This is a genomic window from Stenotrophomonas sp., from assembly GCF_036662295.1.
Taxonomy (GTDB): Bacteria; Pseudomonadota; Gammaproteobacteria; order Xanthomonadales; family Xanthomonadaceae; genus Stenotrophomonas.
In genome coordinates this window covers 16,340-37,383 of sequence record NZ_JAVWXA010000018.1, presented here as the reverse complement: position 1 = coordinate 37,383, position 21,044 = coordinate 16,340, and the positions used below count along the sequence as shown (strand labels likewise).

21 protein-coding genes are annotated in these 21,044 nt (G+C 70.1%); 14 read left to right on the top strand and 7 right to left on the bottom strand.

The annotated features are described in order from the left end of the window. The first annotated feature begins 30 nt into the window (after window positions 1-30). From RSA25_RS05645 to RSA25_RS05620, 6 genes are all read left to right on the top strand, one after another. Window positions 31-2,460 (top strand): TonB-dependent receptor, encoded by a 2,430-nt coding sequence (locus tag RSA25_RS05645; protein WP_332807925.1) that lies wholly within the window; start codon window positions 31-33, stop codon window positions 2,458-2,460. Between the two features lie 121 nt (window positions 2,461-2,581). After that, window positions 2,582-3,217 (top strand): PepSY-associated TM helix domain-containing protein, encoded by a 636-nt coding sequence (locus RSA25_RS05640; RefSeq protein WP_332807924.1) that lies wholly within the window; start codon window positions 2,582-2,584, stop codon window positions 3,215-3,217. A gap of 22 nt (window positions 3,218-3,239) precedes the next feature. Further along, the gene (locus RSA25_RS05635) at window positions 3,240-3,758 is read left to right on the top strand and encodes a DUF2271 domain-containing protein (protein ID WP_332807923.1); all 519 of its coding nucleotides are present in this window, start codon (window positions 3,240-3,242) and stop codon (window positions 3,756-3,758) included. Between the two features lie 80 nt (window positions 3,759-3,838). After that, entirely contained in the window at window positions 3,839-4,645 is an 807-nt protein-coding gene (locus tag RSA25_RS05630; RefSeq protein ID WP_332807922.1) for a DUF4198 domain-containing protein, read from the top strand. A 139-nt stretch (window positions 4,646-4,784) separates the two neighbouring features. Further along, a complete protein-coding gene (locus RSA25_RS05625; RefSeq protein ID WP_332807921.1) occupies window positions 4,785-5,765 on the top strand; it encodes an FAD:protein FMN transferase in 981 nt (326 codons plus the stop codon). Continuing rightward, window positions 5,762-7,369, top strand: coding sequence for a flavodoxin domain-containing protein (locus tag RSA25_RS05620; RefSeq protein ID WP_332807920.1), 1,608 nt, complete (start codon window positions 5,762-5,764; stop codon window positions 7,367-7,369). The genes RSA25_RS05625 and RSA25_RS05620 overlap by 4 nt, the downstream gene beginning before the upstream one ends. A 90-nt stretch (window positions 7,370-7,459) precedes the next feature. On the opposite strand, the gene RSA25_RS05615 is transcribed toward RSA25_RS05620, so the two are convergent. From RSA25_RS05615 to RSA25_RS05600, 4 genes are all read right to left on the bottom strand, one after another. Further along, window positions 7,460-8,062 carry a HutD family protein gene (locus RSA25_RS05615; protein ID WP_332807919.1) on the bottom strand — a complete coding sequence of 201 codons (603 nt, stop codon included), beginning with the start codon at window positions 8,060-8,062 and terminating at the stop codon, window positions 7,460-7,462. A gap of 25 nt (window positions 8,063-8,087) precedes the next feature. Beyond that, the gene (locus RSA25_RS05610; protein WP_332807945.1) at window positions 8,088-8,708 is read right to left on the bottom strand and encodes a murein L,D-transpeptidase catalytic domain family protein; all 621 of its coding nucleotides are present in this window, start codon (window positions 8,706-8,708) and stop codon (window positions 8,088-8,090) included. 131 nt (window positions 8,709-8,839) lie between these two features. After that, window positions 8,840-9,907 (bottom strand): L,D-transpeptidase, encoded by a 1,068-nt coding sequence (locus tag RSA25_RS05605; protein WP_332807918.1) that lies wholly within the window; start codon window positions 9,905-9,907, stop codon window positions 8,840-8,842. A 477-nt stretch (window positions 9,908-10,384) separates the two neighbouring features. Continuing rightward, window positions 10,385-10,693, bottom strand: coding sequence for a helix-hairpin-helix domain-containing protein (locus RSA25_RS05600; RefSeq protein WP_332807917.1), 309 nt, complete (start codon window positions 10,691-10,693; stop codon window positions 10,385-10,387). A 220-nt stretch (window positions 10,694-10,913) separates the two neighbouring features. Between RSA25_RS05600 and RSA25_RS05595 the strand changes: the two genes are divergently transcribed. The 4 genes from RSA25_RS05595 (at window position 10,914) to murU (ending at window position 14,531) form a co-directional block, all read left to right on the top strand. Next, window positions 10,914-12,407: a M20 family metallopeptidase gene (locus RSA25_RS05595; RefSeq protein WP_332807916.1), complete on the top strand. Its 1,494-nt coding sequence runs from the start codon at window positions 10,914-10,916 to the stop codon at window positions 12,405-12,407. 69 nt (window positions 12,408-12,476) lie between these two features. Then, window positions 12,477-12,752, top strand: coding sequence for a GlsB/YeaQ/YmgE family stress response membrane protein (locus RSA25_RS05590; RefSeq protein ID WP_332807915.1), 276 nt, complete (start codon window positions 12,477-12,479; stop codon window positions 12,750-12,752). 55 nt (window positions 12,753-12,807) lie between these two features. Then, entirely contained in the window at window positions 12,808-13,833 is a 1,026-nt protein-coding gene (locus tag RSA25_RS05585) for a phosphotransferase (protein WP_332807914.1), read from the top strand. Next, window positions 13,830-14,531 carry an N-acetylmuramate alpha-1-phosphate uridylyltransferase MurU gene (gene murU, locus RSA25_RS05580; RefSeq protein ID WP_332807913.1) on the top strand — a complete coding sequence of 234 codons (702 nt, stop codon included), beginning with the start codon at window positions 13,830-13,832 and terminating at the stop codon, window positions 14,529-14,531. The genes RSA25_RS05585 and murU overlap by 4 nt, the downstream gene beginning before the upstream one ends. Window positions 14,532-15,002: 471 nt before the next feature. Here the strand turns inward: murU and hda are convergent, their stop codons facing one another. From hda to RSA25_RS05565, 3 genes are read right to left on the bottom strand one after another with little or no spacing between them, the layout of a single operon-like run. Continuing rightward, window positions 15,003-15,713, bottom strand: coding sequence for a DnaA regulatory inactivator Hda (hda, locus tag RSA25_RS05575; protein ID WP_332807912.1), 711 nt, complete (start codon window positions 15,711-15,713; stop codon window positions 15,003-15,005). Continuing rightward, window positions 15,710-16,882, bottom strand: coding sequence for an AI-2E family transporter (locus RSA25_RS05570; RefSeq protein WP_332807911.1), 1,173 nt, complete (start codon window positions 16,880-16,882; stop codon window positions 15,710-15,712). Before RSA25_RS05570 ends, hda begins: the two co-directional genes overlap by 4 nt. Beyond that, a complete protein-coding gene (locus tag RSA25_RS05565) occupies window positions 16,879-18,000 on the bottom strand; it encodes a DUF2066 domain-containing protein (RefSeq protein ID WP_332807910.1) in 1,122 nt (373 codons plus the stop codon). Before RSA25_RS05565 ends, RSA25_RS05570 begins: the two co-directional genes overlap by 4 nt. A gap of 138 nt (window positions 18,001-18,138) precedes the next feature. On the opposite strand from RSA25_RS05565, the gene purM reads away from it, so the two are divergent. Genes purM through purN form a run of 4 tightly spaced genes read left to right on the top strand, consistent with a single transcriptional unit; the run spans window position 18,139 to window position 20,994 of the window. Next, window positions 18,139-19,164 carry a phosphoribosylformylglycinamidine cyclo-ligase gene (purM, locus tag RSA25_RS05560; protein ID WP_332807944.1) on the top strand — a complete coding sequence of 342 codons (1,026 nt, stop codon included), beginning with the start codon at window positions 18,139-18,141 and terminating at the stop codon, window positions 19,162-19,164. 8 nt (window positions 19,165-19,172) lie between these two features. Further along, window positions 19,173-19,679, top strand: coding sequence for a hypothetical protein (locus tag RSA25_RS05555; RefSeq protein WP_332807909.1), 507 nt, complete (start codon window positions 19,173-19,175; stop codon window positions 19,677-19,679). Window positions 19,680-19,696: 17 nt separating this feature from the next. Next, on the top strand, window positions 19,697-20,338 hold the full coding sequence (locus RSA25_RS05550) for a DUF2238 domain-containing protein (RefSeq protein ID WP_332807908.1): 642 nt from the start codon (window positions 19,697-19,699) through the stop codon (window positions 20,336-20,338). Continuing rightward, the gene (gene purN, locus RSA25_RS05545) at window positions 20,335-20,994 is read left to right on the top strand and encodes a phosphoribosylglycinamide formyltransferase (RefSeq protein WP_332807907.1); all 660 of its coding nucleotides are present in this window, start codon (window positions 20,335-20,337) and stop codon (window positions 20,992-20,994) included. The genes RSA25_RS05550 and purN overlap by 4 nt, the downstream gene beginning before the upstream one ends. The last annotated feature ends 50 nt before the right edge of the window (window positions 20,995-21,044 follow it).

Genomic DNA, 21,044 nt, shown 5'->3' with positions numbered 1-21,044 from the left:
TCCGTCTGCTTTCCTTCGAGGTTACCTGCCATGGCCCAGCGCCAGCGTCGTCGTACGTCCCTGTCCCGTTGCACGCTCACGATCGCCCTGCTCGGTGCGCTCAGCGCGCCCGCCTTCGCCAACGGCGACGCCGCCGCGCCCACCACCCTGGACAAGGTGGTGGTCACCGCCGCCGGCTTCGAGCAGAAGATCACCGATGCCCCGGCCAGCATCAGCGTGGTCAGCCGCGAAGAGCTGAGCAAGCGCCCCTACACCAGTCTGGTGGATGCCCTGCGCGACGTGGAAGGCATCGACGTGGGCATGGAAACCACCGACAAGAACGGCCGCGCCACCATCTCCATGCGCGGCATGCCGTCCGAATACACCCTGGTGCTGATCGACGGCCGCCGGCAGAGCAACGTCGGCCAGCTCTACCCCAACAACTTCGGCGGCGGCCAGTTCGCCTACCTGCCGCCGCTGGATGCCATCGAGCGCATCGAAGTGGTGCGCGGCCCCATGTCCACGCTGTACGGCTCGGACGCCATGGGCGGGGTGATCAACATCATCACCCGGCGCAACCAGGCGGCCTGGCACGGCTCGGTCACCCAGGGCTTCACCGTCCAGCAGGACGACCAGTTCGGCGATGCACGCACCACCGATGTCTACCTGACCGGCCCGCTGCTCAAGGACCGCCTGGGCCTGGCCGTGCGCGGCAGCTACTACGACGCCAAGGCCTCCAACCCCGAGTGGGACGACCTGCCGCTGCCAGACGGCACCCTGTGGTCGCGCAGCATCGGCTTCGGCGGTGGTGGCAAGGCGGTGGCCAACACCAACTGGAACACCGGCCTGCGCCTGAACTGGACGATCAACGACGACCACGACCTCAGCCTGGATTACGACGTCTCGCGCCAGAAGTACGACAACAGCGAGGGCCAGACCGGCACCCTGGACAGCGCCGCCAGCCTGTGGCGCGTGGGCAACGCCACCATTCCCAACCCGAACGGCAGCGGCACCGTCACCCGCCGCGTGGTGCAGCCGCGCGTGGGCTACACCGCCTACCAGCGCTACGAGCGCGACCAGCTCGCGCTGACCCACCAGGGCCGCTACCGCTTCGGCACCTGGCAGACCACGCTGACCCACACCACCAGCAACAACCTCGGCCGCTCGCTGCCGCTCACCCTGGATGAGCGCGCCGACCTGCAGACCCTGTGGAACGATGTCTGCCGCCGCACCGGGGCGGCCGCCAACTGCGCCGCCGGCCGCGGCAACGCGCTGACCGCCCTCAACGCCAGCGAGCAGGCCCGCCTGCAGGCCTTCCTGCCGCGCCCGCTGCGCACCATGGAGCTGGAAGGCTACGTGCTGGACACGATGCTGGACATGACCTTCGGCGCGCACAAGCTGACCGTGGGCGGCCAGTACAACGACACCGACATGGTCGACGGCGTGTTCGGCATGGACGGCGCCGGCTACCGCGACAACGTCAAGCAGCAGCACCGCATGTGGTCGGTGTTCGCCGAGGACAACTGGTCGCTCACAGACACCCTCACCGCCACCGTCGGCGTGCGCTATGACGACCACAACATCTTCGGCAGCCATGTCAGCCCGCGTGGCTACCTGGTGTGGAATGCCAGCGATGCGTGGACGATCAAGGGCGGGGTGAGCACCGGTTACAAGACCCCGCGCCCGGACCAGCTGTTCCCCGGCGTCACCGGCTTCGGCGGCCAGGGCGTGCTGCCGCTGGTGGGCTCGCCCAACCTGCAGCCGGAAACCAGCACCAACTACGAGATCGCCGCGTACTACGAGGGCAGCACCTGGGGCTTCAACATCACCGGCTTCCTCAACAAGTTCGACGACAAGATCGCCAGCGGCGGCACCTTCCCCAACTGCGAAGTGGCCCCCGCCGGCAGCGGCTACTGCGTGGACGTGGGCCCGGGCTGGGCGGCGCTGGGCTACAGCACCTTCAGCCAGAGCGTGAACATCGACAAGGCCGAAACCCGCGGCGTGGAAGCGGCGGCCCACGTGGACCTGCTGGACACCCTGCAGCTGCGCGGCAACTACACCTTCACCCGGTCCGAGCAGACCAGTGGCGTGGACAAGGGCAAGCCGGTGGGTGGCACCACCACCCCGGCCAGGCACATGGCCAATGCCAGCCTCAACTGGCAGCTCAGCGATGCCATCAGCCTGTCGCTGATCGGCGAAGGGCGTTATGACCGCTACCGCGACACCCTGGTCAGCAACGTCGGCGGCGTGAGTGCATCACAGGTGCGCCATTACGAGGACTACACGATCTTCCACCTCGGCGGCAGCTGGGACATCACCCCGTGGCTGACCCTCAACGCGCGGGTCAACAACCTGCTCGACAAGGACTTCGTGTCGCAGTCGTGCGTGCTGATCAGCGACAGCGAGTACAACTGCGTGGACGACTACGCCACCAAGGACCAGCGCCGCAGCTACTGGCTCTCCTTGAACGCCAGGTTCTGACCGCGCGCCGGGGTGGCGGTTGCCCGTGCTGGCAACCGCCGCCTCGTCCGGGCGAAGGCAGAAATTGCGAACCATTCTCATCAATGGTGTAATTCGCCATTCAGATCCCAGTGCAGTGACCGTGGCCCCTTCCCCCTCCAGCGTGCAGCACCAACAAAGCCGCGGCTTCTGGCTGCGCACGCTGCACCAGTGGCACTGGATCAGCTCGGCGGTCTGCCTGATCGGCATGCTGCTGTTTGCGGCCACCGGCATCACGCTCAACCATGCCCGCCGCATCGAAGCCACGCCCCAGGTGCAGAACCGCCAGCTGGCGTTGCCGGCCAACCTGCTGGCCGGCCTGGGCACGCGCACCGATGGCAACGCCCCGCTGCCACGGCCGGCGGTGCGCTGGCTGGACGACCAGCTCTCCATTTCCATCGGCGGCCGGCCGGCCGAGTGGTCCGACGGCGAAATCTACCTGTCCATGCCCAGCCCCGGTGGCGACGCCTGGCTGAGCATCGACCGCGACACCGGCGCGGTGGAGTACGAGGCCACCCGGCGCGGCTGGGTCTCCTACTTCAACGACCTGCACAAGGGCCGCAACGCCGGGCCGGCCTGGGGCTGGTTCCTGGACGTGTTCGCGGTGGCCTGCCTGGTCTTCTGCATCACCGGCCTGTTCCTGCTGCACCTGCATGCCCGCCAGCGCCGCATGACCTGGCCGCTGGTCGGCCTGGGCCTGATGATCCCGCTGTTGATCGCCCTTCTTCTCATCCACTGATCGTTCCCCACGGAGCCGCCCCATGCGCGTTACCCTGACCATCGCCCTGAGCGGCCTGCTGGCCACTTCCCCGGCCTATGCCGCCACGCTGGACATCAACGTGGAGGTGCCCAAGCTCACCGTGGCCGAGTACCACCGCCCGTATGTGGCCGTGTGGCTGGAAGGTGCCGACCAGAAGGTCGCCGCCAACCTGTCGGTGTGGTACCAGCAGACCGGCAGCAACGAAGGCCACGGCACCAAGTGGCTGCCGGACCTGCGCCAGTGGTGGCGCAAGAGCGGCCGCACCCTGGACGTGCCGGTGGACGGGGTGACCGGCCCCACCCGCCCGGCCGGCAAGCAGGCGCTGTCCTTCAACGACCGGCAGCCCGCGCTCAAGGCCCTCGCCCCGGGCAACTACACCCTGGTGGTGGAAGCGGTGCGCGAGGTCGGCGGCCGTGAACTGCTCAAGATCCCCTTCACCTGGCCGGCCACCAGCGTGCAGACCGGCAAGGCCCAGGGCAGCACCGAACTGGGCCTGGTCTCGCTGACCGCCAAACCCTGATCCACCGCCCGCCCTCCAAGGCAGGTAGCATCGGCCACCTGGCCTCTTTCACCGACGTTGTCCCTTACATGGAGTTTTTGATGAAGCGCTCGCTTGTCCTAGCCGCCGCCCTGGCCGCCGCACTTCCGTTCTCCGCCCTGGCCCACAAGGCCTGGCTGCAACCGTCCCAGACCGTGATCGCCGGCGAGAAGCCGTGGATCACCGTCGATGCGGCCGTGTCCAACGACCTGTTCTACTTCAACCACGTCCCGCTGCGCCTGGACAGCCTGATCATCACCGCGCCCGACGGCACCGTGGTGCAGCCGCAGAACGCCTCCACCGGCAAGTTCCGCAGCGTGTTCGACGTCGAGCTGACCCAGCAGGGCACCTACCGCCTGGCCTCGGTCAGCTCGAGCCTGTCGGCCAACTGGGAAGAGAACGGCGCGCCCAAGCGCTGGCGCGGTACCCCGGCGGCCTTCGCCAACGAAGTGCCCAAGAAGGCCAAGAAGCTGCAGGTGTCCCAGTCGGTCAACCGCATCGAAACCTTCGTCACCAACGGCACGCCGAACGCCACCGCGCTCAAGCCCACCAAGCAGGGCATCGAGATGGTCGCGCTGGGGCACCCCAATGACCTGGTCGCCGGCGAACCGGCCCGCTTCCGCGTGCTGGTCGATGGCAAGCCGCGCGCCGGCCTGGCCTTCGAAGTGACCCGCGGTGGCACCCGCTACCGCAACGCGCAGGACGAGATGAAGGTCACCAGCGACAAGAAGGGTGAGTTCAGCATCACTTGGCCGGAAGCGGGCATGTACTGGCTGGAAACCAGCAGCGAAGACAAGAAGACCTCGCTGAAGCAGGCCAAGACCCGCCGCCTGAATTACGTGGCCACCCTGGAAGTGCTGCCGCAGTAACCGCGCTTCGCCTCTGTTGTTGCCGCCGGCACCTGCCCGCTCCATCCGGCGCCTGCGGCGCGCCCCCTTCCTCCGGGAAGGGGGCTTCCCCCTCCTCCGACCGGCAGCCCGGCCGCCTACGCCCGGCATGCCCACCCCCATGAACAACGCAGATCTCGACATCGCCAGCCTCGGTGGCCACACCATGGGCACCACCTGGCAGGTAAAGCTGGTGGCCGCGCGCACGCGTGACCTGCACCCGCTGCATGCCGGCATCCAGGCCCAGCTCGACGCCATCGTGGCGCAGATGAGCACCTGGGAAGCGGCCAGCGACATTTCCCGATTCAACCGCGCCGCGCCCGGCAGCGCGCACGTCCTGCCGCCCTTGTTTGCACAGGTGCTGGATGCCGCGCTGGACATCGCCGCGCGCAGCGAAGGTGCTTTCGATCCCACCATCGGCCCGCTGGTGGCGCTGTGGGGCTTCGGCGCGCAGGCCCATGCCCGGCGCATCCCCGACGCGGCAACGCTGGCCGCTACCCGTGCCCGCTGCGGCTGGCAGCGCCTGCACTGGCAGGAAGGCGTGCTGCAACAACCCGGCGCGGCCGAACTGGACCTCTCGGCGATCGCCAAGGGCTTTGCCGTGGACCAGGCCAGCCGCTGGCTGCGCCAGCAGGGCATAAGCGCCGCACTGGTGGAAGTGGGCGGCGAACTGCACGGCTACGGGCGCAAGCCCGATGGCCAGCCCTGGCGCGTGCTGGTGGAGGCCGGCCCGGAGGAATCCGCGCAGGCCTCCCATGCGCCGCGCGTGCTGGCCCTGGACGACCTGGCCGTGGCCACCTCCGGTGATCGCTGGCACCACTTCGAACAGGACGGCCGGCAGTTCAGCCACACCCTGGACCCGCGCACCGGCGCGCCGGTGGACCACGCCGCCGCGGCGGTCACCGTGGTCGCCGCCGATGCGATGGCCGCCGACGGCTGGGCCACCGCGCTCACCGTGATGGGCGTCGAGCAGGGCCTGGCCTTCGCCACGGCACACGACCTGGCGGCGCGCTTCGTCAGCCGCGGCGCGGCGGGCATCGTCGAGCGCATGAGCCCGGCGTTCCGGCAGCGCATCGATGCGTCGCCGGCGGCGCGCGCATGAGCACGCCCTCGCGCGCCGTGCTCGGCAACGTGCTGGTGATGGTCGCGCTGGCGGTGCTGGCCGGCCTGCTGCTGCGTCTGCACCTGCCGGACACCGGCTGGCAGGTGGCCCCGCTGGCGTCGCACTGGCGCTGGGCGCTGGGCAGCGTGCTCGCCTATGCGGCGCTGTGTGCGCTGATCGCCTGGCGCGGACGCACGCGCGATGATCGTGCCGGCGCCGACGGCCAGGCCCCGATCCTGCTGGTATGGGCCAGCCAGACCGGGTTTGCCCGGCAGCTGGGCGATCGCAGCGCCGAGTCCCTGCGCGCGGCCGGCTTGCCGGTGCGGGTGCGGGCCCTGCACCAGCTCGATGCGGGCGCGCTGCAGCAGGCCACGCGCGTGCTGCTGATCGCCAGCACCACCGGCGAGGGCGATGCGCCCGACCATGCCCTGCCATTCCTGCGCCAGGTGATGGAGCAGCCGGCCGCGCTGCCACACCTGCAGTACGGCGTGCTCGCCCTCGGTGACCGCAGCTACGGCCATTTCTGCGCGTTCGGCCACCAGCTCGATGCCTGGCTGCGCCAGCACGGCGCGCATCCGCTGTTCGATACCGTCGAGGTTGACAACGCCGACCCGGCCGCGCTGCGCCACTGGCAGCAGCTGCTGGGCCAGCTTGGCGGCAGCGCCACCGACCTGCCCGACTGGGCACCGGCCGAGTACCTGCACTGGCAACTGCACAGCCGCGCCCCGGTCAACGTGGGCAGCCCCGGCGCCGCCACCTGGCAGGTGGCGCTGGTGCCGGCCGACGGCGTGCTGCCGCACTGGCAGGCGGGCGACGTGGTCGAGATCGGCCCGCGCCAGTCCCCGGCCGAGGTCGATGCCTGGCTGGCCAACGCCGCCCGCGACGGCAGCGAGGAGGTCGACGGGCAAACCCTGCACGCGCACCTTTCACGCGCCCATCTGCCCAGCGCCGGGGAAACGCCCGCCGGTGACGCCGCCGCGCTGGTCGCCGCGCTGCGCCCCCTGCCGCATCGCGAATACTCCATCGCCAGCCTGCCGGCCGAAGGCCAGGTGCAACTGCTGCTGCGCCGCCAGCTGCGCCCCGATGGGCACCCCGGGCTGGGCAGCGGCTGGCTGTGCGACCACGCCGCACCCGGCGGCCGCATCGACCTGCGCTTCCGCAGCAATCCCAACTTCCACGCCCCGCCGCCCGACGCACCGCTGATCCTGATCGGCAACGGCACCGGCATCGCCGGCCTGCGCGCCCACCTGCGCGCGCGCATCGAGGCCGGCGCACGGCGCAACTGGCTGCTGTTCGGCGAGCGCACGCACGCGCACGATTTCTACTTCGGCGACGAGCTGACCGCCTGGCACCAGGCCGGCTGGATCGAGCATCTGGATACGGTGTTCAGCCGCGACGGCGGCGCGCACCGCTACGTGCAGGATCGCCTGCAGGCCCACATCGACCGCCTGTGGGAATGGTCGCGGCAAGGCGCCACGATCCTGGTCTGCGGCAGCCTGCAGGGCATGGCCCCGGCCGTGGATGCGGTGATCGAACGCGCACTGGGCCGCGACGGCAAGGAAGCGCTCATCGTCGCCGGCCGCTATCGGCGCGACGTGTATTGATCCGGCAGGCCGCGACCGTGGGTCGTGGCGCGCCGCACACCTGCACCCGCACCCTCACCCTCGTGCCGACCAACGATCGGCATCAACCGGTCAGGGCGCTGCCTGCACCCGTATCGCCAGCAGCTCGCCACCGCCGGTCAACGCGAACCGCCGGCGCGGTCCGGCGGCGAGCCAGGCGGTGTCACCGGCAGCCAGCGGCGGCAGACCCGGCTCGCCTTCCAGCTCGGCCTGGCCGGCCAGCAGGTGGATCGCCCAGGCGGTGCCCGGCTCGGTGAAGAAGAACATGCTGCCCACCAACGGACGGTGCAGCAGCTCGGCGGCGATGGCATCGCGCCGCCACATCAGGTTGAAGTCGTGGGTGAGGCCATCCACCAGCTCGCCACTGACCGGCGCCTCGCCGGCAAACCGCAGGCGGTCGTGCGGCGGCAGCAGCGTATGCACGGCGCCGTCGCCAAACCGCAGGCGCAGCCCTTCCCCGCGCAGCAGCACCAGCTCACGCTCGATCCCGGGGAAGGTCGAAAACGCGGCGTCCTGCTCGATCTCGGCGATCGACAAGCGCACCTGCCAGTCGTCGCTGTCCGGCAGGCGCAGGATTTCGCGCGTCCAGCCCAGGCCATTGCGCCAGCGTTCGCGGCGGTACTCGTAACTCGGAATGACGCGCGTGGGCGCGCCCAGGACGGTATCGATCGGCATGCGGCCATTGTGCCCCAGCGCGCGCTCAGCCGGCGCTGCCACCGCAGTCCGGGGCCAGCAGCTGCGACTGCGCCAGCCAGGCCTTGTCGGGGTAATAGGCAAACACCATCGTGCCACCGCGCAGGCTGTCGATGAGCCGCCTGGCCACGGTCAGGCGCACCGCCGGGCACCCCAGGCTGCGCCCGAGCCGCCCCTGCAGCCGGGCCATGGTGGGGTTCACGTAGGGCGCGCCATGGATCACGATCGCGCGGTCGCGCGCATGGTCGTTGAACCCCGGCTCCAGGCCGTCCAGGCGCAGCGAATAGCCGTTGCCGCCCATGTAGGTTTCCTGCGCGGTGAACGCCCCCAGGCTGGACATGAAGCTGCCATCGCGGTTGGAAAACTGCGTGGTCTGGTTGCCGCCGCTGTTGCGCCCATGCGCCACCCATTCCTCGAACAGCAGCTTCTGCGAGGCCAGGTCGAAGATCCACAGGCGCTGCTCGGTGGACGGCCGCGAATAGTCGATCACCCCCAGCCGGGTCGGGTCCACGCCCAGTTCCGGGCGCCGCAACGCGCAGCGCATCGCCGTGGCCGCCAGCTGCAGCACCTTGCGATCGGCCCCGGGCGCGGCCCGGGCCAGCAGGTCGGCCATCTGTGCCGGCGGCATCGACGCCGGCGCGGCCGGCCGGGCGGCCGGCGCGGCACCGGCCGACGCCGTCAGCGAGAGCAGCACCGCGCACGGCGCAAGGAGGAAGAACGGAGACACAGGCATCGACGGCGTACCGGCAGGACCAATCCTTACAAGGTGGACCCGCCCGCATCGGATTCCAACACCGGCTGCAGGTTCTGTTCATCGGCCACCGGCCGCACCGCCGGCAGGCTGGTTACCAGCAGCGTGGTGCCCGGCACCAGCGCGGCGTACAGCTGCTCGGCAAACGCGGGCGGCAGCGCCATCGGCAGGCTGGGCGTGGCCAGCAGGTCCGGGCTGGCGTTGCCGGCGCTCTGCCCCAGCAGCGGGTAGGCGGTCCACTTGTGCAGGCGCTGGTGCGCGTCCAGCGGGCTCGGCACGTCGGTGTAACCCTGCTGCATCACAAACAGCGTGGTGCCCTCGAAGGCCGGCAGCGCCTTGGCCTGCAGCCGCGACTCGCCGATCAGCACGCCATCGCGCAGCACGTACAGGCGCTGGTCGTGCAGGCTCACCAGGATGCCCACCTGGCCACTGGGCGCGGCGGCATCGTTCCAGTACGACTCCGGCGCATCCACCGTTTCCAGCAGCGGCTTGCCGGTGCTGTTCACCGGCGCCAGCACCGCCGGATAGGCCAGGGTCATCGGCGCGCTCTTGGCATCGGCCACCACCACGGTATCGCCGCGCTTGGTCTCGCCGAACAGTTTCTGCGCGAATGCCTGCGGCAACCGCACGCAGCCGTGCGAGGCCGGGTGCCCGGGCAGGCTGCCGCCATGCAGGGCGATGCCGTCCCAGGTCAGCCGCTGCATGTAGGGCATGGGCGCGCTGTTGTAGAGGTTGGAGCGGTGGTCCTTGTCCTTCTGCAGGATGGTGAACACCCCGGTCGGCGTTTCGTGCCCGGTCTTGCCAGAACTTATCGTGCTCAAGCCGATGGCGATGCCGTTGCGGTACACGTAGGCCCGCTGCTCATCCAGGCTCACCACCAGCACGATGGGGCCGGCCGGCGAAATCTCCGGGTGCCACAGGAACTCACCGGGCTTGAGCTCGGTCGGCCCGCGCGGCGCGGCCGTGGCCTTCTCCGTCGCCACGCTGGCAGGCGGCGCGGCGGCGGTCGCGCTGCCCATGCCGGCGGCGAACAGGGTGGCCAGGGCCAGGGTAAGCAACGCGCAGCGAGGTGCCATGGGCAGTCATTCCATCCAGTGAAGTGCACACGCTACCGCAACGTGCTGCATGCGAAAGGTGTGGGCGCCGCGGCCCTGCCCGATCCGCCCGGGTAGTGCCACGCCATGCGTGGCAACCCTCAAACCATGCGGCGGCCGGCGGTCGGCGTACCCGCAATCAGCGAGCGCCCCAAAAAGAAATTGCCCGGTCACGCATCCCTGCGTAGACCGGGCAATCATCACGTCCTTGTCGGCGTCCCGCCTTCCCCCTGTGCATCCTGCCCAGTGTGGGTGCCGGCCATGCTTCCTGCACTCGGCCGTCTATCTTTCCGCCATCACAGCCCTTCCCGGGTCTGGATGCCACCGTCCTGGTGGATCCGCGCCAATCCTTCCGCGCCGCGTCCCTGCGCCTTGCGTCCCTGCGTGTGTCGGTGCCGCCGCGCGTCCTGCGCGGCGACCGGTGCCGGCGTCCTGCCGGTCTCCGACGTGTCCTGTTGGTCAGCGCCTTGGTACGGATGCCGGCAACGCCCTCCTGGGCGGTTCCGCGGCGGGGCTCTTCATGACCCCCGTCGTCATCCGTTGTCGATTCCGTTCGACCGTTGCCGTCCCTATCCCCTTCACCCGTGCCAGGTCCTCGACCCGGAGGAAAGGTCCGTGTTGTCGCCGGTACGCGACGATCGCATCGGCCTTGTGCGGCCCCACGTTCGCCAATCCCTGCTGCAGCGTCGACGCATCAGCGGTATTGATGTCGATGCGATCGACCGCGTGAGCGGCGCCCATCAACAACAGTCCCAGCGCAAGCGCCATCCACGAAAACCAAGGCCCCACCTTGCAACTCCCTGTGGCTCGGCACCGGTGCCTGCCGGCTATCCCGTCGGAGGCTCCAGCGTCCCTCGCCACATACACACAGCCTATCGTCCACAAACCATTCACACAGCCAGCCAAATACCTGACGTGGTGTAGGGAAATCCCTACCCCCGCCACGGGCGTAGAATGTGAGGACTAGCCAATGCCTCCGGAGTGTCAGATGGACAGCGCCAAACTCGGCCAATTCGTCAATGAAAAGTGGGACAGCGAAATCGTCCCGCAATTGGTCGATTACATCCGTATCCCCAACAAATCGCCGATGTTCGACGCTGATTGGGTCGCCAACGGCTATATGGAGCAGGCCGTCACCCTGATGGAGAACTGGGCCCGCGCCCAGAACCTGCCGGGCCTGACCGTCGAGGTGGTGCGCCTGGAAGGCCGCACGCCGCTGCTGCTGCTGGAGATCCCGGCCACCGGCGCCGAAACCGGCGAGGACACCATCCTGCTGTACGGGCACCTGGACAAGCAGCCGGAAATGACCGGCTGGGACGAGGACCTCGGCCCGTGGGTGCCGGTGCTGCGCGATGAGAAGCTGTACGGCCGCGGCGGCGCCGACGACGGCTACGCCATGTTCGGCTCGCTGGCCGCGGTGCTGGCGCTGCAGGAACAGGGGCTGCCGCACGCGCGCTGCGTGGTGCTGATCGAAGCCTGCGAAGAATCGGGCAGCTACGACCTGCCGGCCTACGTGGACCACCTGGCCGACCGCATCGGCAAGCCGTCGCTGGTGGTGTGCCTGGACTCGGGCTGCGCCAACTACGACCAGCTGTGGTGCACCACCTCGCTGCGCGGCCTGACCGGCGGCAACTTCTCGGTCAAGGTGCTCAACGAAGGCGTGCACTCCGGCGATGCCTCCGGCGTGGTGCCCTCCAGCTTCCGCCTGCTGCGCCAGCTGCTGTCGCGCATCGAGGATGAAAACACCGGCCGCATCCTGATCGACGGCATGAACGTTGAGATTCCGGCCGAGCGCCTGGAACAGGCCAAGCGGGCCGCCGACGTGGTGGACACGGCGATCTTCGAGAAATTCCCGATGGTCGACGGCCTCAAGCCGATGAACGAGGACCTCACCGAACTGGTGCTCAACCGCACCTGGCGCCCGGCGCTGTCGGTGACCGGCGTGGACGGCATGCCGCCGCTGGCCTCGGCCGGCAACGTGCTGCGCCCGCATACCGCGGTGAAGCTGTCGCTGCGCCTGCCGCCGACCGCCGACGGCAAGGCCTGTGGCGAACTGCTCAAGGCCGCGCTGCTGCGTGACCCGCCCAATGGTGCCGAGGTCAAGCTGGACCTGGAAAAGGCCTCCAGCGGCTGGAATGCACCGGCGATGTCGCCGTGGCTGACCCAGGCCATCGACGAGGCCAGCCAGACCTTCTTCGGCAAGCCGGCGATGTACATGGGCGAAGGCGGCTCGATCCCGTTCATGGGCATGCTCGGCGAGAAGTTCCCCGGTGCCCAGTTCATGATCACCGGCGTGCTCGGCCCGCACTCCAACGCGCACGGCCCGAACGAGTTCCTGCACATCCCGATGGGCAAGAAGGTCACCGCCTGCGTGTCCAAGGTGATCAGCGAGCATTACGCGGCCAGCCTGCGCGGTGAGACCAGCGGTTCGCCGGTCGCCGCCGACAGCGGCACCCGCCACGGCGGCCACGGCTGCTGCTGATCGCACTGCCCGTGACGGACGCAGCCTGGCCTTGCTAGGCTGCGTCCATCCTTCCCCGGCGCAGATGGCATGAACGGACTGTTCGGCAGCACCAGCTGGCTCTACATCATCCTGGTCGGCTTCTTCGTCGGCCTGCTCGGGCGCTTCTTCATGCCCGGCAACCACCGCATGGGCTGCCTGTTGACCATCGGCCTGGGCATCGTCGGTGCCCTGGTGGCCGGCTGGTTCGGCCAGTACATGGGCTGGTATGCCGCCGGCGAACCGGCCGGTTTCTTCGGCGCGGTGCTCGGCGCGGTGGCCGTCCTCGCCCTGCTGCGCCTGGTCAGCGGCGGCGACAAGCGCTGACCCCCACCCTCTCCTTTCCCCTGGCGCCTCCGGTGCCGCTTCGACGTACCTGTCCATGAACGATCCTGCTTCCGATCCCCTGCGCGCCCAACAGCGCCGCCAGTGGGCCAGCGCCGCGCTGAACGACCCGCAGCTGGCGCTCGACCGCGCCTCGGTCGATGCCGGGTTCCGCAGCTATTGGCGCGCCACCAGCATCGGTGGCAGCCACATCGTGATGGACTCCCCGCCCGGGCTGGAAGACGTGCGCCCGTGGCTGCGCATGCATGACCTGCTGGCGCCCAACGGCGTGCGCGTGCCGCAGGTGCTGGCGCGCGATGTGGAGCAGGGCTTCCTGCTGCTGGAGGACCTCGGTGGCCCCACCCTGGCCCGCCACATCGATGCCGACAACGCCGATGCGTGGTTCGATGCCGCCTTCGCCCAGCTGATCCGCCTGCAGCAGATTCCGGTGCCCGAGAACATGGGCAGCTTCGGCGAGGCGCTGCTGCAGCGCGATGCCGGCCTGTTCGACGAGTGGTTCCTGCAGCGCCACCTGGGCCTGCAGCTGGACGGCGGCGAGATCGAGGCACTGCAGGCCGTGCATCGCCGGCTGATGGACAACGCGCTGAACCAGCCGCAGGTGCTCACCCACCGCGATTTCATGCCACGCAACCTGATGCCGGTCGACGGTGGCCCGGCCGTGCTGGACTTCCAGGACCTGGTGCGCGGGCCGATCGCCTACGACCCGGTGAGCCTGTTCAAGGACGCTTTCCTGAGCTGGCCCCTGGACAAGGTGGACGCATGGCTGGCGCGCTACCACGCCTTGGCGCTGGCCGCGGGCCTGCCGGTGCGGCCGTGGCCGCAGTTCCTGCGCGACGCCGACTGGATGGGCATACAGCGCCATCTGAAAATCCTGGGCCTGTTCGTGCGCCTGCGCGACCGCGATGGCAAGGGCCATTATTTCGAGGATGCGCCGCGCTTCATCGCCTACCTGGAGGAAGTGCTGCCGCGCCATCCCGAACTGGCCGCGCTGGACGACCTGCTGCAGCGGCGCATCAAACCGGCGCTGGCGCAGCTGGCCGGCCCGATCCCGGCACGCGCATGAAGGCGCTGGTGTTTTCCGCCGGCAAGGGCGAACGCATGCGTCCGCTGACCCTGCACATGCCCAAGCCGTTGCTGGTGGCCGGCGGCAAGCCGCTGATCGCCTGGCACCTGGAAAAGCTGGCGGCGGCCGGCGTGCGCGAGGTGGTGGTCAACACCTCCTGGCTGGGCGCGCAGTTCGCCCCCGCCCTGGGCGACGGATCGCGATGGGGCCTGCGCCTGCATCTCATCGACGAGGGTCCGGTACCGCTGGAAACCGGCGGCGGCATCCTCAACGCGCTGCCGGTGCTGGGCGATGCGCCGTTCCTGGTGGTCAACGGCGATGTGTGGACCGACCTGGATTTCGCCACGCTGAGCGACTCCCCGGCCGGCGATGCGCACGTGGTGCTGGTCGACAATCCGGCCCAGCACCCGCGCGGCGACTTTCTGCTGGCCGCCGATGGCCGCGTCAGCGACGACGGCGACGCGGCGCGGCTGACCTATGCCGGCATCGGCGTGTACCGCCCGACGATCCTCGACCGCTGGCGCGAGGTGATCGGCGCCACGCCCGGCGCCGAGGCCCAACCGCCGCAGTTCGGCCTGGCCCCGCTGCTGCGCCACGCCATGGCCGAAGGCCGCGTGAGCGGGCAGCACCATCGCGGCCGCTGGACCGACGTGGGCACGCCGGAGCGACTGGCTGAGCTGGACGCGCAGTTGCGCTGACCCAGCGCGCGGTGGAGGCACGCTGACACCCACGGGTAGAGCCACCCCATGGGTGGCTGCGCTTCGTTCCGGCACCGCGCGCAGCCACCCATGGGGTGGCTCTACCATCGGTGGGCGCTGCGGGCAGATAAACGCCGGTCGGCGTTACAAACGGTGCGGGCCGTCCTCAAAAATCCGGCGTGCCATGGCGTATTGCGTGTGCGCATAACCAACCGCCGTGTCGATGTGCACCCACCGGGCGGCGTTGCGGGCCGATGACCGCGGGTGGGCGTTACAAATGGTGTGGGCCGTCTTCAAATATCCGGCGCGCCAAAGCGCATTGCGGGTGCGCACAACCAACCGCCATGTCGATGCCCACCCACCGGTAGCCACCCCATGGGTGGCTGCGCTTCGTTCCGGCACCGCGCGCAGCCACCCATGGGGTGGCTCTACCATCGGTGGGCGTTGCGGGCAGATGATCGCCGGTGGGCGTTACAACCGGTGCGGGCCGTCTTCCAGCACCTGGCGCAGGAATGGCACGGTGATGCGGCGCTGGGCGGCCATCGATTCGCGGTCCAGCCAGTCCAGCAGGCTCACCAGGCTGCCCAGCTCGCGGCCGGTGCGGGTGAGCAGCCACTCGATCGCCGCCTCGTCGATGGCCAGGCCCCGGCGCAACGCCCGCTCGCGCAGCACCGCCGCGCGGCCTTCGTCGTCCAGCGGCTGCAACTGCAGGCGCACGCACTGCTGCAGGCGCGACCGCAGGTCCGGCAGCACCAGGCCCAGCTGGTCCGGCGCGTGCTGGGCCGTGTACAGCAGGGTGATGCCGGCACTGCGCGCGCGGTTGTGGAAATCGAACAGCGCCACTTCGTCCTCGCGCTGCCCGGCCACCGCATCCAGGCCGTCGAGCGCGACCAGGTCACGCCCCTCCAGCGACTCCAGCGCCGCGCGCGTGCGCCCCACCACCGCCTTGAGCGGCAGGTAGGTCGGCTGCCGGCCGGCCTGCTCGGCCAGCGAGCACATCGCCAGCGCCTGGTGGGTCTTGCCGGTGCCGGCCGCGCCCTCCAGGTACACCCAGTCGTGCGCGGCGCCCACCGCGATGGCGCGCAGCTGCGCCAGTGCCCCGTCCGGGGCACCGATGAAGGTCTCCAGGCGCTCGTCCTGCGGGTAACGCAGGGCGAGCGGCAGCTGCGGGACGACGCTCACTGCAGGTCGGGCGCCTTCGGCGAGGTGTCCACGATGATCGTCGGCTTGTCGATGTACGAATCGAGCACGATCGCCGAACGCTCACCGGCATACAGGTCGCTCTGCCGGTAACGCTGGTGGGCATAGCGCAGCAGCACGTTGCTGACCGCCGCCACCGGCAGCGCCAGCAGCATGCCCAGGAAGCCGAACAGCTGGCCACCGGCCATCACCGCGAAGATCACCGCCACCGGGTGCAGGCCGATCTTGTCGCCCACGATGCGCGGGGTCAGCACGTAGCTTTCCAGCAGCTGGCCCACGGTGAACACCACGCCCACCAGGATCAGCAGCTTCAGGTCGAAGCCCTGCGCCTGCACCAGCGCCGCGCCCACCGCCATCACGATGCCGGTGGTGGCCCCCAGGTAGGGGATGAAACTGATCAGGCCGGCCACCAGGCCGATCAACAGGCCCAGCTTCAGCCCGACCAGCGACAGCCCGGCGGCGTACACCACGCCCAGCGCGATCATCACCAGGAACTGGCCACGGATGAAGGCGCCCAGCACCTCGTCCGATTCACGGGCCAGCTTGGTGATGGTGCCGATGTGGTTGCGCGGGATCATCGAGGCCACGCGCTCGACCAGCTTGTCCCAGTCACGCAGGAAGTAGAAGGCCAGGATCGGCAGCAGCAGCAGGTTGACCACCCAGGTCACCATGGTGAAGCCCGAGCGCGAGACATAGCCGAAGAAGGTCTTGGCGAAACCACCGGCCTGCTGCCAATGGCTGCGCACCCACTCGATCAACCGGTCCGGGTCCATCCACTGCATGATCTCCAGCCCGGTCTTCTGCTCGAACCAGGGGATGCCGGTCTGCATCAGCCACTGCTGGGCCTGCGGGATGGCCGCCACCAGCGTGGCGATCTGGCGCTCGATCATCGGCACCAGGATCAGCAGCGCGGCGGTGAGCATCAGCACCATCGCCACGAACACCAGCACCACGCCGGTGTTGCGCGAGCGGCCGGTAGCCTCGATCCGGTCCACCAGCGGGTCGCCCAGCCAGGCCAGCGCCAGGGCCAGCACGAACGGGGTCAGGATCGGCCCCAGCAGCCAGATCACCCAGCCCACCGCCAGCGCGGCGAGCACGTATTTGAGTCGGCGCAGGAACTGCGCGATTTCCGCTTCAGGCGTGAGGATCATCGCAGGCGGTACTCGTTGCTGGCCGGCGGCGGCGGCGTCCCGGGGGCGGCATCGGCGTCGACGGGCACCGGCAGCGGCGCGAGCGGGGCGATCACCCCGTTGTCGCCCAGCATGCGGTTCAGCCCGGCCAGGCCGGTGGTCATTTCCAGCGCCAGCTCCAGCCGGTTGCCGGAGGCGCGCAGCGGGGTGATGTTGCGCACCACCGGGCTCTCGCGCAGGCCCGCGGCCAGGCGCAGGTAGTCCTCGGCGCTGTCCAGCCCCACCACCACGATGGTGTAGGTGCCGGCCGCGCCGGTGGCCACGCCGGCCTTGGCATAGCGGCGCACCAGGGCATCGGCGGCACCGTCGGCACCGCTGGCCATGGCGCGGCGGGCGTCAGTGTCCTTGGTGGTCCACTTGTTCAGTTCCTTGCCGCCATCCACGAACACCCAGTCGGCCACCCAGCCGCCGTTGGCGCGGTACAGCTTGCCCACCAGCTGCATCGGCGGGGCATAGCGGGCCGAGGCGCGGGCCACCGCGGCGGTGTCCTGGCGCCAGATCGCGCCGACCACGGCCTGTTCGGCCGCGCTGCCGCCGGGCAGGCCCAGCTTGTAGCCGCGCTCGATGGCGCGGTTCAGCAGCGGGCGTGCCGCATTGGCCTGCTGCACGCTGACCAGGCGCGGGCCGGTGCCATCGTCGATGGCCAGCCAGACCACCGGCTTGGGCCGCGGCTGCGGCCACAGCGGCAGCCCGAGCGCGGCGATCAGCCCGTCCACCTCATCCTGGCGGAACCGCGCCACCAGCATCGTGCGGAAGCTGGGAGCACCGCTGGCCGAGGTGCTCTGGTCCTGGCGGTAGTCATAGCTGGCCACGTAATCCTTGGCCCCGCGCAGTGCCTGGGCCACGCCCGGGCGCCCCATCACGCTGCGATCGCCGGACAATTTGCCCAGCACGTTGCCCAGCGCGCGGGCCAGCGCGCCGTTGCGGTCGGCGTCGGCCTGGCTGTTGACCGGCACTTCGGCTTCATAAGCACCGCTGGCCGTGGCCACGTCGCCTTCGGTTCGCAGTCCGCTCTGGGCCATCGTGGCCACCGGCAGGCATAGCGTGAGGAGCATCATCAAAAAGAGGCTGCGGCGCATCAGGACTTCCATTGAGCGTATCCGGGGGGAATTGTTGCCCGAATAGGGCCTGCGCGCCAACGTGGCCTGTTAAAATCGCACTTTCACCCCAGCGCAGCCCCGACGCCCGTGACCAACTCCCCGTCCAACCCCACTCCCCTGACCTACCGCGACGCCGGCGTCGACATCGACGCGGGCAACGAATTTGTCGAGCGCATCAAGCCGCTGGTCAAGCGCAGCTTCCGCCCGGAGGTGATGGGTGGGCTGGGGGGCTTCGGCGCGCTGTTCGACCTGTCCAACAAGTACCGCGAGCCGGTGCTGGTCTCGGGGACCGACGGGGTGGGCACCAAGCTGAAGCTGGCCCAGCAGCTGGGCCGCCACGACACCATCGGCATCGACCTGGTGGCCATGTGCGTGAACGACGTGCTGGTGCAGGGCGCCGAGCCGCTGTTCTTCCTGGACTACTTCGCCAGCGGCAAGCTGGACATCGACACCGCCGCGGCGGTCGTGGGCGGCATCGCCAACGGCTGCACCGAGGCCGGCTGCGCGCTGATCGGCGGCGAAACCGCTGAAATGCCGGACATGTACGCCCCCGGCGAGTACGACCTGGCCGGCTTCACCGTGGCCGGCGTGGAGAAGAGCGAGCTCAAGGACGGCGCCAGCGTGACCGCCGGCGACGTCCTGATCGGCATCGCCTCCTCCGGCCCGCACTCCAACGGCTACTCGCTGGTGCGCCGCATCTATGACCGCGCCGGTCGCCCGGCCGAGCTGGAGCTGGAGGACGGGGTCAAGCTGGTGGATGCGCTGATGGCGCCCACCCGCCTGTACGTCAAGCCGATCCTGGCGCTGCTCAAGACCCACGGCGCGGCCATCCACGGCATGGCCCACATCACCGGTGGCGGCCTCACCGAGAACATCATCCGCGTGGTGCCCGAGGGCCTGGGCCTGGACATCCGCGCCAACGCCTGGACCCTGCCGCCGGTCTTCCAGTGGCTGCAGCGCGAAGGCGCGGTCGCCGACACCGAGATGTGGCGCACCTTCAACTGCGGCATCGGCTTCGTGCTGGTGGTCGCCGCCGACCAGGTGCAGGCCGTGGCCGACGCGGTCACCGCCCAGGGCCTGGCGCACTGGACCATTGGCGAGGTCACCGTCGCCAACGGTGCCGAGCGCGTCAAGATCGGCTGATCCGGCCGATGGAACCCCGCACGGCCGGCGCCGCGCCGCCCCCGGTGCCGGCCCATGCGCCGACACCGCCCGGCGCGCGCCCCGCCCCGGATGACCTGGCGCAGCTGCGGCTGCTGTCGGTCTTCCACTATGTGATGGCCGCGCTGTTCGCGCTGGGCGCCCTGTTCCCGTTGATCTATCTGGTGCTGGGCATTGCCGTGCTCTGCGGGGCCATGCCGGTGGACAGCAGCACCGCGTCCTCGCCGGCCGAAATACAGCTGCTGGGCACCGTGTTCACCGTGCTGGGCGGCCTGGGCGTGCTGGCCATGATCGCCATGGCCGGCCTGATCGGCCATGCCGCGGGCTGCCTGGCGCGGCAGCAGCGCCACACCCTGTGCCTGATCGCCGCCGGCCTGTGCTGCATGTCCGTGCCACTGGGCACCGTGCTGGGGGTGTTCACCCTGATCGTCCTGTCGCGCACCTCGGTGCGTGAGCGCTTCCTGGCCGGCGCCGCCGCGCCGCCTTCCCCGCCCTGATGCCCCGGCCGACCCGCATGACCCACCACGGCCGCCGCGCCCGCCCCGTCTCCCTGCCGCAGAAGGCCGCGTTCGCCGGCGTGCTGGCGGTGTTCGCCGCCACCTGGATCCACCCGCTGTGGCCGGCCGAGCAGGCGCTGCACGGGTCGCTGGCGGTGATCGGGCTGGTCGCCCTGTGGCTCGTCAACCGGCGCTGGGCACTGGGCGACGGGGCCTTCGTGGCCATCTGCGGGTTCATTGCCATCCACTGCATCGCCGCCCGCTGGCTGTATTCCAACGTGCCCTACGACGCGTGGCTGCAGGCGGCCACCGGCTGGTCGCCGAACGCGGCCTTCGGCTGGCAGCGCAATCATTTCGACCGGCTGATCCACCTGCTCTACGGCCTCTGCTTCACCCCGGCGCTGGTCCAGCTGGCCCGGCATGCGTGGCCGGCGCTGCGCATCGGCCAGGCCTTCAGCCTGGCGGTGATGGCGGTGATGTGTTCCAGCCTGGTCTACGAATGGCTGGAATGGGCCATCGCCCTGCTGCTCTCGCCCGAGGCGGCCGAAGCCTACAACGGCCAGCAGGGCGACCCGTGGGATGCCCATGCGGACATGCTGCTGGCCACCCTCGGCAGCCTGCTGGTGTGGCCGCTGGCCCGGCGCGAGGCCGGCCGATGAGCGCCCGCAGCCGCATCGCGGTGCTGGCCTCCGGGCGCGGCAGCAACCTGCAGGCCATCCTGGCGGCGATCGACGCCGGCCGGCTCGAGGCCGAGGTGGTGGCGGTGCTGTCCGACAAACCGGACGCGCCGGCCCTGCGCAGCGTGGCCGACGACCGTCGCTGGGCCCGCTCGCCCAAGGACTTCGCCGACCGCGCCGGCTTCGATGCCGCGCTTGGCGATGCGCTGGCCGGGTTCACGCCGGACTGGGTGGTCTGCGCCGGCTACATGCGCATCCTCGGCCCGGCCTTCGTGGCCCGCTTCGCCGGCCGCCTGGTCAACATCCACCCCTCGCTGCTGCCGCGCTACAAGGGCCTGCACACCCATGCGCGGGCGTTGGCGGCCGGCGACGCCGAGCATGGCGCCAGCGTGCACTTCGTGGTGCCCGAACTGGACGCCGGCACCGTACTGGCCCAGGCACGGGTGCCAGTGCTGCCCGGCGACAGCCCGGAAACCCTCGCCCAGCGCGTGCTGTCGGTGGAGCACCCGCTGCTGATCGCCAGCCTGCAATGGCTGGTGGCCGGGCGCGTGGCTGAACGCGACGGCGCGCTGCACCTCGACGGTCACCCCCTGTTTAGCCCGTTGCGCCTAGATTGCGCCGGCAAGCTGAACGAGTGAGCCGCGCGCACACGCGCTGCTGATCCGCCCGCTGGCATCCTCTCCCCTCC